Origin of the sequence: Parageobacillus thermantarcticus (assembly GCF_900111865.1) — a bacterium.
GTDB lineage: Bacteria > Bacillota > Bacilli > Bacillales > Anoxybacillaceae > Parageobacillus > Parageobacillus thermantarcticus.
The window spans coordinates 1-15182 of sequence record NZ_FOJS01000023.1 but is presented as its reverse complement, the minus strand read 5'-3'; the positions used below and the strand labels follow the sequence as shown (position 1 = coordinate 15182).

Below are 15182 nucleotides of genomic sequence, written 5' to 3'. Positions count from 1 at the left end.
TTTCTCTCTATTTGCTGGGTTTTTTATATTTTTTACATTTCCTATTAGATAAGGAGGAGAAACAATGATTCAAGACGGTGTTGTTTATTTAAGTATTTTGCTGGCTTACGTTGCGCTCATTGCTTTTGCGGAGCAAAAGTCTAAATCCAAGCTTTTTAAAGTCGTCCCTGGCATTATTTTTATTTATGTCGGCGGCGCACTGATGCAAACATTTGGAGTTTTCGGGAAAACGGATTCAATCGACAATACGTACAATACCGTTAGAAATGTATTGCTTCCTGCTATGCTCATTCTCATGCTTCTGCATTGCGATTTGCGAAAGATCATCAAAATGGGGCCAAAAATTCTTCTCACTTTTTTTGCCGCATCTTTCACCATTATTATCGGGTTTACCGTCACGTATCTGTTACTTAAAGAATTCTACGCTAAAGATACGTGGAAGGCTTTTGCTGCGCTCAGTTCCAGCTGGACAGGTGGGTCGGCAAATATGGTTATTCTACAAAAAATTTTAGATGTTCCGGAAAACATTTTCGGCTACGCTTTGATCATGGACACCGTCAACTATTCTATTTGGGTTATGTTTATGTTTTGGCTTGTGCCGTTTGCTGACCGATTCAATCGCTGGACAAAAGCAAAAGCAATAGAAGTCCCGGTTGCTGCAGACGAAGTGGCAACAACAACCGAAAATCATCAAGGAAAAATGGGATTTACCGAACTAATCGTCTTGCTTGGATTCAGCATTCTTTTATCGACGATTTGCACGAAAATCGGAAACGCTTTGCCTGAGGTGGGAGCCGTATTTAATGGATCGACGTGGACGATTGTATTCGCATCTGTCATCGGTTTACTATTGGCGATGACAAGGACAGCGAAAATTCCTGGCTCCAACGACGTATCGAAAGTCATGCTTTATGTGATCATCGCGTTAATCGCATCGAAAGCAGACTTTTCTCAATTGTTCCAAGCTCCAATTTATATCGTCTCGGGATTCCTTATCCTTTTGATTCACGCATTATTAATGCTAATGATCGCAAAAGTATGCAAACTTGATCTATTTACAATGGGGGTAACCTCTTTAGCAAATATCGGCGGAGTGGCTTCGACTCCAATTCTTGCGGGCGCATATCATCAGTCACTCATTCCTGTCGGCATATTGACAGCTTTGCTAGGTAATCTCCTTGGAACCTATTACGGACTGCTCACCGCTCATATTTTATCATCACTGTAACGGAAAGGATGTTTATTCATGAAAATAAAAGACGCAACCATCGCCGTGCAATCTACCCCATTGATAAAACCTTTTAAAACAGCATTGCGGACAGCTACACAAATGGAAAGCATCGTCGTAAAAATTACGCTGGACAACGGAACTAAAGGGTATGGGGCCGCCGTTCCAACCGAAGCCATTACAGGAGAAACAAAACAAGGAATTGTAGGTATTTTAGAAAATATACTCATCCCTAAAATCATCGGCAGAGAAATTGAAGAAATCGCAAAAAACAATAAAGATGTTCAAACAAGCTGCGTCGGAAATACTAGCGCAAAAGCGGCATTAGAAATGGCCATGTACGATGCGCTTTGCAAACTGCTAAACATTCCGCTTTATCAATTATTCGGAGGAAAGACGAACCATCATGTCAACGATATGACCATTAGCGTAAATAATGTAGAAGAAATGGTCAATGACGCAAAAAAAGTCACAGAGAAAGGTTTTTCGATTTTAAAAATCAAAGTAGGAAAAGAAGCCAAAAAAGATATCGAACGAATCGAACGAATTTATGAAGAAGTAGGGCCAAACGTTTCGCTTCGCATTGATGCTAATCAAGGCTGGACGGCGAAAGATGCGGTAAAAATCATTCATTCGCTAGAGCAACTTCATCTTCCAATTGAATTTATTGAACAGCCCGTTTCTAAACATGACATAAAAGGCCTCCAGTTTATCCGGGAACGAGTCAACATACCAATTATGGCGGACGAAAGTGTATTCTCGGCTCGAGATGCACTAGAACTGATCCGTCATCACGCGGTCGATTTGATCAATATTAAGCTGATGAAAACAGGTGGATTACAGGAAGCATACAAGATTGCTAGTCTAGCGGAGGCGGCCGGCATCGAATGCATGATCGGAAGCATGATGGAACCAACTCTTTCTGTATTAGCAGCAGCCCACTTAGCAATCGCCCATCCGAACATTACAAAAATCGATTTAGACGCGCCTTTATGGATAGACGATGACAGTAGCCATTCGTTCTTTCAAGGAAGCGAAATTAACGTTCCTGACTTGCCGGGGATTGGTTATGTTCCTTATATGACTAAGAAAGGAGATTAGCCATGAAAAAATGGAAAAGGTGCTTCACCGCATTCCTTTGCTTCTGTATGATGTTCTTCTTTCTTTCACCTGTAAATGCCAAAACGAGCAATGATGAAACGGCTTATGTTGACGTCTCTGTCGCAACGCTTTGGACAAAGCCGAACATTGCAAGAGACATTGACAGCCCATCGCTATCCAACCCGGTTGATATGTGGGAGTGGACAAAAAGCATGGCGTACGAAGAAAAACTATGGTTAGTAGGAAATCTCGAAACACAAGCGTTATACGGCATGAAAGTCACGATACTAGAAAAACGGGGAGATTGGGCGAAAGTCGTCGTACATGGCCAGCCGACTCCTCGCCATCCGCTTGGATATCCCGGCTGGATGCCGATTCGCCAACTGACTAAAGGAAACGCATTTGCACAATTTCAATCGAACCCATTTGCCCAAGTCACTTCACCAACTGCATGGCTTTACAAAGACCCGAAAGGAAGCCATAAATTTATGGAAATCAGCTTTAACACTCGCCTTCCTGTGATTCACTCAACCAAAAACGCAGTCAAAGTAATGACGCCGAGCGATGGCGCCAAATGGCTGAAAAAAGAGGATGTCCAAATTTTCCGGACGGAAGCAGACATTCCGGCACCAACTGGAGAAGATTTAGTAAAGACTGCAAAACAGTTTTTAGGCTTACCTTATTTATGGGCAGGAACATCTGGGTTTGGATTTGACTGCTCCGGGTTTACCCATACGATTTATAAAGCGCACGGTATCACCATTCCCCGCGATTCGTCCGTACAGGCCCAATTCGGTACACCTGTCCCAGAAAGCGAGTTGCAACTGGGCGATCTTCTTTTCTTTGCGTATAATAACGGAAAAGGAAGAGTCCACCACGTCGGCATGTATATCGGCAACGGCAAAATGATCCACTCGCCAAACTCGAGTACAACCGTACGCATTGATGATTACCGCGCCCCAGGCTATGGCGAAGAGTTCGCCGGCGCAAGAAGATATATCCACAAATAATAGAAAAACTTAAAAAGGAGACATGAATGTTTCGGCTCATGTCTCCTTTTCTTCTTTCTCCTGTTTGAAGCAAAAAGACAAACAGCAGCACCAATTGATAAATTGGTAAAATTATCGCATTTTTCCGAAAAACATTGGCGCTTTTCGCCGAATAAATCGAACCGAACGTATGCGGCCACATATAAAAGCCAAGCACTGTCAACAGTACGGTCGAAATAAACCAAGACACGCTCATGCCTTTGTCCGGCAAGGCGAGAAAGCCTGGTTTGGCTTTTTCAATCGCTTCAAACATCGGCTGAATCCCGCCGTAATAATGGAATGGAAGATAAATGCCTAGAAATACAGCGACAACAAGAATCATCGCATCTTTGACAACCGCCGTCCATGCCGAGCCATGAATTCCCGAAATCGTCACATACACTGTAACGGCAAGAACGCCGATCCAAATCGCCGCTGCTGGCGAAATCGTGCCATACGAAGCTTGGGAAACGATAATTCCTAATCCTTTTAGCTGCAGCACCAAATACGGAATCAACGCAACTACACCAACTAAAGAAACGAGCACACCTAACAGCGGGCTGTTGTATTTGCTGACAAAAAAATCGGACTGGGACATCAGTTCATGTTCCTTCGCATATTTCCATACTTTCGGAAGCATCCAATATGATAGTACATATGCCAAGCAGCCGTACGCTATGATGTAAAACGTCGGCCCGCCTTTACCGTAGGCCCAGCCGCTTCCTCCCAAAAAGGTAAATGTCGTATAAATTTCGCCGGCCATAAGAAGAAAGACAAAGATCGTGCCAAACCCGCGTCCGCCGACCGTCCACTGTTCCAAGTTCATATCTTTTCCTTTGCGCGCTTGCACCCCTAAGTAGAGGGAAAGCAAAAGGAAAGCGAAAATAATCACCAGCGCCGCATTCATGTACGCTCCTCCTCCCGCACGTCCGGATCAAAGCGGTAGACAACCGCCATGATGATGGAAGTAATGATCACCCAAGCAACAAGCCAAAAGAGAATAAACGGCATGCCAAGCACATATGGAGTCACTTTATTGGCAAACGGGATGCCGCCGAGTATGCCAAGAAACGGCAGCACCATCAGCCAGCGAATTCCTTTCATCTTTGTTTCCTCCCCGTAGAATAATTAGGAAGCGGAAGCTGTTATGACGCTCCCGCCAATAATTTTAATGCCGCATGGACAAACAGGCGCACGCCGATTTCCAATGCGTCTTCATCGATCGTAAAACGCGGATGGTGATGCGGATAGATGATGCCTTTTTCTTTATTGCCAGCGCCAACATAAAAGAAGCTTCCCGGCGCTTTTTGCATGAAAGCGGAAAAATCTTCACCACCCATATTTGGCTTCATATGATCAACCGCTTCTTTGCCAAACACTTCGCGCACCGTTTCCTCAATCACGCGAGTAACCTCGTCATTGTTAATGACCGGTCGATAACCGTATTCAAATGCAAATTCATACGTCGCACCGTGCGCTTCGGTAATGCCTTTAACAATCCGTTCCATTAATTTCGGCACGTTTTTCCTTAATGTTTCATCAAAACTGCGCACTGTTCCTTGAATTTCCACGCTTCCGGGGATAATGTTATGCGTCGTCCCCGCAACGAATTGCGTCACCGAAACAACGAGCGGCTCAAGAGGGTCCGTGTTGCGTGATACGATATACTGCAAATTAGTTACCACTTGGGCGCCGATCGCAATCGCATCAATCGTTTGATGCGGCAAAGCGGCATGCCCGCCTTTTCCATGAATCCGAATGAAAAAGCGGTCTGGGGCTGCCATCATCGGGCCGTACACAATCCCAATCTTGCCAACTTCCAACGGTGACCAAAGATGAGTGCCAATGACGACATCGACGCCATCCATCACGCCGGCTTGCACCATTTCTTCCGCTCCGCCTGGGAACAATTCTTCGGCGTGCTGGAAAAGAAAACGGACTTCCCCTTTGATTTGATCGCGCAATTTAGAAAGAATTTTCGCCGTTCCTAAAAGCATCGCCGTATGCCCGTCATGCCCGCACGCATGCATTACGCCCGGATTTTTCGAAGCAAATGCAAACGTGTTTTCCTCTTGAATCGGAAGCGCGTCCATATCGGCGCGAATCGCCACCACTCTCCCCGGCTGATTCCCGATCAGCCGCGCCATCACGCTTGTTTTAGTCGGCCGCGAAAGTTCCAGGTTCCCAAACGATTGCAACGTATCATAAACAAACTGCGCCGTTTTTTCTTCTTGAAAGGATAACTCTGGATTCGCATGCAAATGGCGGCGCCATGCAATCACTTCCTCTTTCACTTCATTGACAAGCCGTTTAATTTCTTCGTTTGTCATGCGTTCTTCCCCCTTTTTGTCGTTTATTCTTTCGTCGCCAAACATAGCACCGTATGATACAAAACATTCGCTCCGGCCGCGCAGTCCTCCTTCGAACTCCATTCCTCTGGGCTATGGCTGACTCCATCTTTCGAGCGAACAAAAATCATCCCAATCGGGCAAAGCCCGGCAAGCTGCACTCCGTCATGGGAAGCGCCGCTCGGAAGTGTGAAAACATCAAACCCAAGCTTCTGGCATGCCTCTTTGGCCGCGTTTTGCACAAGTTCAGAGCATAATACTGGAGGCATCTCCTGCAATAGCTCGACAGTAACTTTCACGTTTCGCTCGTTGCCAATTTGTTGCGCTCGTTCGATAATCGACTGCAATACGTTATCGCGCACCGCCGCGTCCAAATCCCGCAAATCTAAGGAAAACTCGACCCGCTCCGGAATGACGTTAATTCCTCCTGGAAACACCTGCATTTGTCCAACAGTGCCAACGGTCGTTCCCGTTTTTTTCGCTTCTTGCTCGATCACTTGAATGATCTGCGCCGCGGCAACAAGCGGATCGCGGCGAATTGGCATTGGCGTCGCCCCGGCGTGTTCCGCTTTTCCTTCGATCGTAAATTTCGCCCATACGAGCCCGGCGATCCCTGTGACAATTCCGACGGGAAGATTCGCTTCTTCGAGCACGCGACCTTGTTCAATATGCAACTCGACATATGCTTTCACCGATCCTTTGCGCCGCGCCGCCTTGGCGATTTCGCTAGGGTTAAGCCCCGCTTCTTTCATCGCGTCCGCAATCGAAACTCCGTGTTTGTCTTGATGAACAAGTTCTTCCTCCGACAATGTTCCCGCCATCCCGCGGCTGCCGAGCATCCCGTAACTAAAGCGCGCTCCTTCTTCATCGGTAAAGGCAACGACTTCAATCGGGTGCGTTGTTTCCACCCCAAGTTCATTCATTGTCTGCAATACTTCCACAGCGGCAAGTACCCCGAGCGGGCCGTCAAACATTCCCCCGTTGTAAACCGAGTCAATGTGCGACCCGACGAGCACGACAGGTGCGTCTTTTTCTTTTCCTTCTTTGCGTCCAATTAAATTGCCGACGGCATCTTCATATACAGCAAGCCCTGCTTCTTTCATGTAAGAAGCGACTTTTTCCTTTGCAGCGCGTTCTTCCTTTGTAAACGATAAGCGGGTAATCCCTCCGGAAGGCTGCTTCCCGATGTTTCCTAATTCTAACAAGCGGTTCCAAAGCCGATCTTCATTAATCATTTCGTTCCTCCTTTCCTCATATGATTTACGGATGAATTTCGGTTATGACCTTAATTATAATATAATTATTTAATTTTTTAAATAATTGTATTTATAAAAAAATACAAAAAATATAGCGGACAATGGTGTTTGCCCGCTATCTTCATCATAAAAAAATGCGATATACTTTTCTTGGACGGCCACGCGGATATGAATTCGTTTCACCGACTACCTCCGCTAATCCCTTTGTTTCCAATTCATGAAGGATTCGCCTTGCGCTTCTCGGCAAAATTTGCATATACGTTGCTAGTTCATAAGCATTAATCTCGTTTTTTCCAAGCTTTCGCAATATGGCGCTTATTTTGCTTAACGTCGCGACGCTCAAATTCGTCTTTTGGCTGATCGCTTGCAATTCCGCACAATCAAACGAATAACGTATTTGTTCTGAACGGCCTAATGGTCCGACAATCGTATCATCATCAAATACGACCATCCACGTTCCTCTTCCGTATTTCTTCGCATGAAGAAACGCTTTTCCAGCGTAGATTTCGGCCTCATAAGCCGTTCTTCCCATCCCAATTCCACATGCGACAATTTCGCGATCCATATCTTCCAATTCTTTGATCGTCGGAATTATTTTATAATGATCGGTAATGTCCTTTAATGCTCCTCTTGTCGTAAAAATAACATACCGACCGGGACCAGCGATTTTCAATGACCCTTGTATTTTTTTTGCGTATTTCAGCAACTTTTCCGTTACCTTCATTTCCATTTTATATATTTCATCTGTCGAAAACGTTTCATTTGATATCGCAAATAATGAATCAACTTCAATCATCTGGACGGCGATTTGCGCGTCTTGAAAACGCAGCATTTCACCCGTGCGAATAATCATTTGAACAATCGACTCCACCGCAGAACGGGCAGGCAGCACCCGATACACCGGGACGCCGAGTTTCTCTAATTCAAGATGCGCCGTCCGCAAACATGTCACCGCCGCTTTCGTTAATCCTTGCTTCCATAACTCATAATGATACTGTGCAAGCGCTGTCGCGGAAATTCCGCCTTGGTAATGTTTCACATACGGAACTTGTTCGCAAATCCCCACCTCATCCAGCAGCCGCTCGATTTCCGACGGATGATACGTATCAAAACTTAATTGCTCAATAGGAATTTGCTGCTTATAATAAATATGCAACATCGTCCGGTACAAACTTGCTCCCGTGTGTGGAACATAAAACATTGGACAATCGATTTCTCCCCATTCTTTCACTATGGAATAAGGAACTTGTCCTGAAAAAAGCCACATATCCACTTGATGCATATACGGATGAATTAAATCGATGATTTCCTCTTCGTCCCAATATACAATAGGCATGCAATGCAACTCTTTATATTCATTTACAACATTTTGAATAATGGCTAACGAGTCGTCTGCCCCTAATATTCCTAGCCGTATGCGAATCGCTCGTCCCTCCTTTTTCAAGGCCGCAAAACTTTTTTGCTGCCAGCGCAGCGACGGCATATGAAAATATTCAATCGAGCAAATCAGCAATAATTTTTTCAGCGATGGCGCGATTTCTTGACGATCGTATGTTTTGTTTTCCTCGACTTCAAAAAACTCACGCACCACTTCATCGACGAGATGATCTAACTCTTGTTGATTCCGTTCTTTTCCAAATATATACCTAGTTTTTACAAGTTTATCGAACATCGCCTCTACTAGTTCGCTCACAGGATCCAACTCATCTTCATCCGAAAACGCCACATGTCATTTCCCATCGAAATCATCATCCCATTTTTCATCAAAATCTTTCCCATTTTCCATTTCTATAAGGAAATGATGCATTATATGATCCATCATATCGTTCACTTTTTTGGAAATGCTGCTTGCCGAAACGCCGTAAAGACGCGCCAAATTCGTTTGCGTCACCACCTCCCCGCGCAAAACCCGGCAAACGATATAATGCAAAGCAGCCGCGTGCAAAGGAACACTGCGAATAACAGGCTGATGCGTGTCACAATATTCGCGCCAAATCATTTTCGCGATATCCAATTCCGCGCCGTGCGGCATTTTCTTTTCCAATTCTTGAACGACCGCTGCGTAATTTGGGTGTTCCCATTCGAACGGATCGACGAACGATATGATTGACCGAACTACCGCCATCCATGCGCTTGGAAAGGACGTCCGCAAAAACTCCCGCGCATCCGTCATCCCGTGCTCTTTCCACACTTCCTTTAGCGAATCGACAATTTCACGGGCGCTTATATTAGGAAACGAAAAAAACGTCGTAAAGTACGTGTATGCTTCCCCTGCCGGCACGATAATTCCCATCAGTACATCGCCTTTTTTCACATGCGGCGACGGTTCACTGTCAAAAATGCGCACGGCTCGCCTTTCCGATGTCAACACATCTTGAACGATGAATTTCCGCTCTTCTTGAACCTCTGCCACTATATCAAAAGACGGAACCGCGCCGATCCACGACGAAAGAATGGAACGAACGGAAGGCCGCCACAATGAGCTTCTTCGCTTCACATATCGTTCTATAATCGTTTCCCCTTTCGGCGTCACCGGAACGCAGAAAATCGCCCAATTTATCATAAAAAAGTTAATCGCCTCACCAATTTCCCCATGTCTCTCCCACTGTTTTGGGTCGCCGACTGCATTCAACAATTCATTTGCGTATTCCCCAGTCGCATACCATAATAGATCATGCATACATTCTGTTAATTGTTCGTCCATCACCGCCTGAAGCGAAACAATGTTATCTTTTCCACAGCAATCTTTATATTTTTTCCCGCTTCCACAAGAACACAGGGCGCTTCTTTCTCGTTTCATTCTATATCACTCCTTTTTTTCTATGCTTTTATTCTATCAAAAAGGCGGCAAACCGCATCCGTAAAAATAAAAACTTTCTTCTATTTCTAATCATTTAGATAGAAATTGCGACTTAAAGTAAATGTTTTAAGGTAAAATAGTTAACAAAAAAGAGGGTGTCCCAAAAGTTAGGGGACACCCTTCTGTGTACCATATATACTCATCGAACAATAAGAGGAAACCTAATAGATATTTCGTATGTGGCCAAACAACCTGTTTATAAAATATCATCATCCCCGCCATCGAACCAATCGCCTATATCGTCCATCACATCTTCCATGTCATGATCCAATGCGTCCTCAACGACATCCTCGAGCAATTCCTCCGCCGCCATGCCTGCAAGCATTCCTGCCGCAAACCCTCCGATTGCTCCCATCATGCCGTGTCCGCCATGATGATGGGATACGTGCTGCGGAGGATAAGAAGAAAATGGAACATACGATGTACCAATGTAAGAGTGAGGCTGTTGGATCATTTCTTCTATCACCGTGCGCAATTTCCCCGCCGTTTCTTCGACATCATCTATTTCCTCATTGCTCAAGAATATTTCCCGCTTCCGTTCAGTTTCATGGAAGCCGCCAAAACCGCTTCGTACATCCACTTCGAGATACAACCGAACTCCATTTTCTTCAATTAACGCAGAAAATTCTACTTCTTCAATCATTCCCATCCATGCTCCCGTCGGGAAAAACGCAAATTCTTGGCCATATGGAGTTATTTTCCCTGAAGAAGGTTTTTCGCGAAATCCAATATTTTCTAGTGCGTGAAACAGTTTTTCCAGCGACAGCGGAGGAAGAATATCGATCGCGTCTTGGTCAAAAGCATCGACTCCGTCCGCAATATCTAAACGTGTGACAAATGCGTAACGTACGTGAGGACGAGTAATTGGTAAATGGAGCGGAAGCACATACGAAAACGGCAATGCTTTTCTTTCTCCCGGCTGAATCGTAAATGAAGAAGAAACCGGAATGACGGCAGCCGTTCGCCGATATGCTTTGCCATCCGCGTGCACGATGAGCTGCAATTCCACCTCTAATTTGCGAATGTGCTGTTCCACCGTTCCTCCTTCAATGAAAAACTCGCCTTCCAATTTCTCTCCAAGGCGTACGTGAGGATGATGAAGCACAAGGTCCACTTTCGCAGCTCCGACCCCAAGCTTGGACAAAAGCTTTTTCAACATCGCACCGATCTCTCCTTAGACAATAATGTTTATTTCAACAATAGGTTACGAACCAACCAACAAAAAAGATTCATTATACTGGACTTTAACAGTACCTTTAAAGATATTCTAAAAAAAGATTTCTGCGATGCCAAGAAAAAAGCAAAATCGTTTCGGGGATGGAAGCCGCTCTTTCCATTCGACATGCATCGATTTCCGGGGAAATATTTCCCCTTTCATCGACACATTATTCTTTCAAATGATACGGTAACGTCGCGATAACAATATCCTTTTTCATAATCAAGAAAAAGCGCAAAATAATCGCCGTTTGGTTATGCAAGAGCGCATGCCACCATTTTTTTACGATGAACTGCGGCATTAAGATTGTAATCGGCGAACCGTTTGCTTGTTTTTCCATCTCGTTAATATAGTCTAATATTGGCGAAAGAATGGTGCGATAAGGAGAATAAATCACATGCAATGGAATATCAGGATAAAATTTTTCCCATTTTTCCCTTAACTTTTGTTCCTCCTCCTCGTAGAAAATGACAGAGATTGCCGTAATATCGTTAGAAATACTGCGCGCGTACTGCACCGATTGCGCGACTACTTTACTTACCCCGGAAATCGGAATAATCACTTTCGGCTTTAACATTTTTTTACGCCGCGTCCACTCCTGCTCGTCCAGTTTCAGCTGCTCCCCTAATTTTTCATAATGATCGTGAATGCGGTAAAACATCCATACTAACAATGGAATGGCAACAATGACTAGCCATGCGCCTTGCGTAAATTTTGCAACGACCGTAATCATCGTGACTAGCCCCGTCACAATCGTTCCCGCCATGACGGTCACTAACGTCGTTATATTTCGCTTTTCTTTCTCTTTCCATATTTTCTTTAACAATCCGCTTTGCCCGATCGTAAACGAAAGAAACACGCCTACCGCATACAGCGGGATAAGGGAATGCGTTTCACCATGAAATGCGACGATCAGCACGATCGCCAATATGCTTAAAAGAATGATCCCGTTGGAAAATACAAGACGGTCGCCGCGCGCCGATAAGCTTCTTGGCAAAAATCGGTCATTGGCGATAATGGAAACGAGCTGCGGAAACCCGGCAAAACTCGTATTTGCGGCCAATACTAAAATGAACATCGTAATCATTTGGAACAGGTAAAAGAAGATGCTATTTCCGAACACATGATGGCCAATTTGCGAAATGACCGTCTTATGCTCCAATGGCGTCACGCCGAATCCCGCTGCCAAAACGGTAATTCCTAAAAACATCGTGCCTAATAAAAGAGACATCCATCCCATCGTAATCGCCGCGTTTTTCGAACTGTCCGGCTTGAATGCCGGAACTCCGTTGCTAATCGCTTCCACTCCTGTCATCGCCGAACATCCGGACGCAAACGCCCTCAATAAAATAAACATGCTATACCCTGAGGCAAAAAAATGTGCCGCAGAAGCATGTTCTCTGTAATTAAATCCATGCCATCCTTCATGCCATAACTGCCAACCGCCCACCACAATCAGCGTCAATACCGAAATAATAAACAAGTACGTTGGATAGGCAAACACCGTTGCCGATTCGGTAATTCCACGCAAGTTTAAAATCATGAGTAGCAATACAAGCGCAACCGCGATTTCTACCTTCCACGGCAGCAATCCCGGAAAAGCGGAGGTCAATGCCGCTACGCCAGAGCTAATGCTGACCGCCACGGTAAGAACGTAGTCAATCATTAATGCCGCGCCGGCAACAAGGCTAACTGTCGGGTTCAAATGCTCTCTCGCGACCACATACGCCCCGCCGCCAGACGGAAAAGCGTAAATAATTTGCCGATAAGACAACGTAACAAGCAGCAACAACACTAAAATGGCAACCGCAATCGGCAGTGAATAAAAAAACACGCTCGTTCCTAACAACATTAATACTAATAAAATCTCTTCCGTCGCGTACGCAACCGATGAAAGCGCATCGGATGAAAACACGGCTAATGCCTTCCATTTTGGCAGCTTTTCGTGTTTTAGCCGTTTTGTTTCCATTGGCGAACCAATGAGCAAGCGCTTCAAAGAAGCCATCCGCTCTACCCCCTCTTATGTCATCACTAATTAGTTTTCCTTGTTCATCCATGATCATTACAAAAAGAAAAAACCGTTGAGGATGTACTCAACGGCTACATTAGACAAACGTTTTCCTTTACTTTACATCCCCCCAAAACGCTTGCGAGGTTAGCTGTCGGGTTAGGGCATGGAGAGATAGCCCTTCCTCATCGGATTCACCCCAAGTAACGTACGTGTACGTTACGAACATTGGTTCCCCCGCTCCATTAAGGATTCAGCGATTTTTCTATATGATTGTTCAACCATAGCTGCTATGTTACTCTTCTTTTTCTTCCCTGTAAAGGAGCAATAAGAAGGGATTCAAGGGAATTTTGCTTATTTTACTGCTTTTTATTCTTTCTTTTTCTTTTTTTCTCACGTTTTTGCTTATTTTCCGCTTTCCGTTTAGCCAATCATAATTTTCCCTTCCGGATAACGGAACGGATCCGGCTTGCGATGCAATGTTACAGCGTAAGCGATCGTTAATGGACCGACTCTTCCAGCAAACATCGTGCATATAATGATCACTTTTCCAAGCGGAGACAACTCCGGCGTCAACCCCATCGATAATCCTACCGTGGCAAATGCCGATGTCGCTTCAAACAAAATCATTAAAAAATCTTTTCCCTGTTCCGTAATTGTGAGCAACATCGTCACAAATATGACGATGAACAATCCGCTAATCGTTACGGTCAACGATTTATAAATTGTATCATACATAATCCGTTTTTTAAAAAAGACGACATCCTCTTTTCCCCTTATTTGCGACCAAACCGCTCCCAATAATGTCGCAAAAGTGGTCGTCTTGATGCCGCCGCCAGTCGAACCGGGGGAGGCGCCAACAAACATGAGAAATATAATCAAAAACAATGTCGGCTGCGTCAAATCAGGAATATTCAACGTGTTCGATCCAGCCGTTCTCGGTGTGACCGCCTGATAAAAAGATGCCAAAAACTTGCCAAGCGGCGACAATGGTTCAAGCGTCTTCGGGTTGTGAAGTTCTAGCAAAAAAATAAGCAACGTGCTGAACGATAACAATAGACCGCTTGTTGCTACAGCCACTTTCGTATGCAAAGAAAAGCGGCGCGTCTGCCGATATTCATACACCTCATTCATGACGATAAAACCAATGCCGCCTAAAATAATAAGAGCGCATACGACAAGCGTGACTACTGGATCTTCCACATATCCTGTTAGGCTGCGAAAATCTCCCATCAAATCAAAGCCTGCGTTATTAAAATTGGAGATCGCATGAAACATGCCAAAATAAAACGCCTTTAACAACGGCATGTCAAACGAGAAACGAATCGCTAATAATAAACCGCCGATCAGTTCAATCACGACAGTAAAAATTAATACTCGCTTTACTAAACGGACAATTCCCTCTATCGACAAATTATTCATCGCTTCTTGAAGCAATAACCGTTCTTTCAAGGAAATCCGTTTTCCAAGCAGGAACGCAAAAAGCGTCGCAAACGTCATAAATCCAAGTCCGCCAACTTGAATAAGCGTCAAAATGACAAGCTGTCCAAACAGCGTAAACGTCGTTCCCGTATCAACAACCACGAGCCCCGTTACGCATGTTGCTGACGTTGCCGTAAACAGCGCGTCTAAAAAAGGAAGACCTTTTCCGTCGTTTGTCGCGATCGGAAGCATTAACAGCGCTGCGCCGACGAAAATAATCGCGGCAAATCCAGCCACTAACACTTTCGGAGGGTCCAAATAATGTTTTCGCGCCTTTTCCATCTCGGCATCCCTTCCTCGTTTTTTCTCCGTTTTCCATAGTTCTTCATCAAGCATAGAAAAGTTCCATGAGCAATTTTTGCTCTCCACCCGGGCATGAAAATCCCCCTTTTCTTCCCATAATGAAGAGTAGGCGCAAACAGCTCAATAGGACGTTATACTTAATGGTGGCTTGGACCCTGTACAGAAAAGCGTTCGAATCCACTGGGTGCACCACCCATTGTCCGCCCTTTCCCGATGCGGAGGAAAGGTGACGACGAACGGAAAACTGCCGCATTTCTCCCGTGGATTCGCTGTTTGCGCACTCGATCATCGAAAAGGAGGATTTTCATCATGGATGTCATCTATCCTCGCTGCGCAGGATTGGATGTTCATG

At 44.9% G+C, this 15182-nt stretch carries 11 protein-coding genes, 1 pseudogene and 1 riboswitch; of the genes and pseudogenes, 3 read left to right on the top strand and 9 right to left on the bottom strand.

The features are described 5' to 3' along the window. Window positions 1–64: 64 nt before the first annotated feature. Genes BM278_RS11480 through BM278_RS11470 form a run of 3 tightly spaced genes read left to right on the top strand, consistent with a single transcriptional unit; the run spans window position 65 to window position 3339 of the window. Window positions 65–1228 carry a DUF819 family protein gene (locus BM278_RS11480; protein ID WP_090949842.1) on the top strand — a complete coding sequence of 388 codons (1164 nt, stop codon included), beginning with the start codon at window positions 65–67 and terminating at the stop codon, window positions 1226–1228. Between the two features lie 18 nt (window positions 1229–1246). Continuing rightward, window positions 1247–2329, top strand: a complete 1083-nt coding sequence (locus BM278_RS11475; protein WP_090949840.1) for a dipeptide epimerase — start codon at window positions 1247–1249, stop codon at window positions 2327–2329. A 2-nt stretch (window positions 2330–2331) separates the two neighbouring features. Further along, window positions 2332–3339: a C40 family peptidase gene (locus tag BM278_RS11470; RefSeq protein WP_090949838.1), complete on the top strand. Its 1008-nt coding sequence runs from the start codon at window positions 2332–2334 to the stop codon at window positions 3337–3339. Window positions 3340–3406: 67 nt separating this feature from the next. Here the strand turns inward: BM278_RS11470 and BM278_RS11465 are convergent. From BM278_RS11465 to BM278_RS11425, 9 genes and pseudogenes are all read right to left on the bottom strand, one after another. Next, window positions 3407–4264, bottom strand: a pseudogene (locus BM278_RS11465) (sodium:solute symporter family protein); the annotation flags it as partial. Continuing rightward, window positions 4261–4461 carry a DUF3311 domain-containing protein gene (locus BM278_RS11460; RefSeq protein WP_090949836.1) on the bottom strand — a complete coding sequence of 67 codons (201 nt, stop codon included), beginning with the start codon at window positions 4459–4461 and terminating at the stop codon, window positions 4261–4263. The pseudogene BM278_RS11465 and the gene BM278_RS11460, both read right to left, overlap by 4 nt. Window positions 4462–4502: 41 nt before the next feature. After that, window positions 4503–5687 (bottom strand): M20 family metallopeptidase, encoded by a 1185-nt coding sequence (locus BM278_RS11455; protein WP_090949834.1) that lies wholly within the window; start codon window positions 5685–5687, stop codon window positions 4503–4505. A gap of 23 nt (window positions 5688–5710) precedes the next feature. Next, the gene (locus BM278_RS11450; RefSeq protein ID WP_090949833.1) at window positions 5711–6940 is read right to left on the bottom strand and encodes a Zn-dependent hydrolase; all 1230 of its coding nucleotides are present in this window, start codon (window positions 6938–6940) and stop codon (window positions 5711–5713) included. Between the two features lie 145 nt (window positions 6941–7085). Continuing rightward, entirely contained in the window at window positions 7086–8444 is a 1359-nt protein-coding gene (locus BM278_RS11445) for an ArsR family transcriptional regulator (protein WP_244151151.1), read from the bottom strand. Between the two features lie 246 nt (window positions 8445–8690). After that, window positions 8691–9761, bottom strand: coding sequence for an SEC-C domain-containing protein (locus BM278_RS11440; RefSeq protein WP_090949831.1), 1071 nt, complete (start codon window positions 9759–9761; stop codon window positions 8691–8693). A gap of 256 nt (window positions 9762–10017) precedes the next feature. After that, window positions 10018–10980 (bottom strand): sporulation protein, encoded by a 963-nt coding sequence (locus tag BM278_RS11435; protein ID WP_090949830.1) that lies wholly within the window; start codon window positions 10978–10980, stop codon window positions 10018–10020. A 226-nt stretch (window positions 10981–11206) separates the two neighbouring features. Then, window positions 11207–13042: an APC family permease gene (locus BM278_RS11430; protein ID WP_090949828.1), complete on the bottom strand. Its 1836-nt coding sequence runs from the start codon at window positions 13040–13042 to the stop codon at window positions 11207–11209. A gap of 124 nt (window positions 13043–13166) precedes the next feature. Then, window positions 13167–13314: riboswitch (cyclic di-AMP (ydaO/yuaA leader) on the bottom strand. Between the two features lie 154 nt (window positions 13315–13468). After that, window positions 13469–14809 carry a TrkH family potassium uptake protein gene (locus tag BM278_RS11425; RefSeq protein WP_090949898.1) on the bottom strand — a complete coding sequence of 447 codons (1341 nt, stop codon included), beginning with the start codon at window positions 14807–14809 and terminating at the stop codon, window positions 13469–13471. Between the last annotated feature and the right edge of the window lie 373 nt (window positions 14810–15182).

Coding starts and splice junctions, on each gene's coding strand:
- BM278_RS11480 (WP_090949842.1), top strand. CDS start 65: ATGATTCAAGACGGTGTTGTTTATTTAAGTATTTTGCTGGCTTACGTT.
- BM278_RS11475 (WP_090949840.1), top strand. CDS start 1,247: ATGAAAATAAAAGACGCAACCATCGCCGTGCAATCTACCCCATTGATA.
- BM278_RS11470 (WP_090949838.1), top strand. CDS start 2,332: ATGAAAAAATGGAAAAGGTGCTTCACCGCATTCCTTTGCTTCTGTATG.
- BM278_RS11460 (WP_090949836.1), bottom strand. CDS start 4,461: ATGAAAGGAATTCGCTGGCTGATGGTGCTGCCGTTTCTTGGCATACTC.
- BM278_RS11455 (WP_090949834.1), bottom strand. CDS start 5,687: ATGACAAACGAAGAAATTAAACGGCTTGTCAATGAAGTGAAAGAGGAA.
- BM278_RS11450 (WP_090949833.1), bottom strand. CDS start 6,940: ATGATTAATGAAGATCGGCTTTGGAACCGCTTGTTAGAATTAGGAAAC.
- BM278_RS11445 (WP_244151151.1), bottom strand. CDS start 8,444: ATGCCGTCGCTGCGCTGGCAGCAAAAAAGTTTTGCGGCCTTGAAAAAG.
- BM278_RS11440 (WP_090949831.1), bottom strand. CDS start 9,761: ATGAAACGAGAAAGAAGCGCCCTGTGTTCTTGTGGAAGCGGGAAAAAA.
- BM278_RS11435 (WP_090949830.1), bottom strand. CDS start 10,980: ATGTTGAAAAAGCTTTTGTCCAAGCTTGGGGTCGGAGCTGCGAAAGTG.
- BM278_RS11430 (WP_090949828.1), bottom strand. CDS start 13,042: ATGGCTTCTTTGAAGCGCTTGCTCATTGGTTCGCCAATGGAAACAAAA.
- BM278_RS11425 (WP_090949898.1), bottom strand. CDS start 14,809: ATGGAAAAGGCGCGAAAACATTATTTGGACCCTCCGAAAGTGTTAGTG.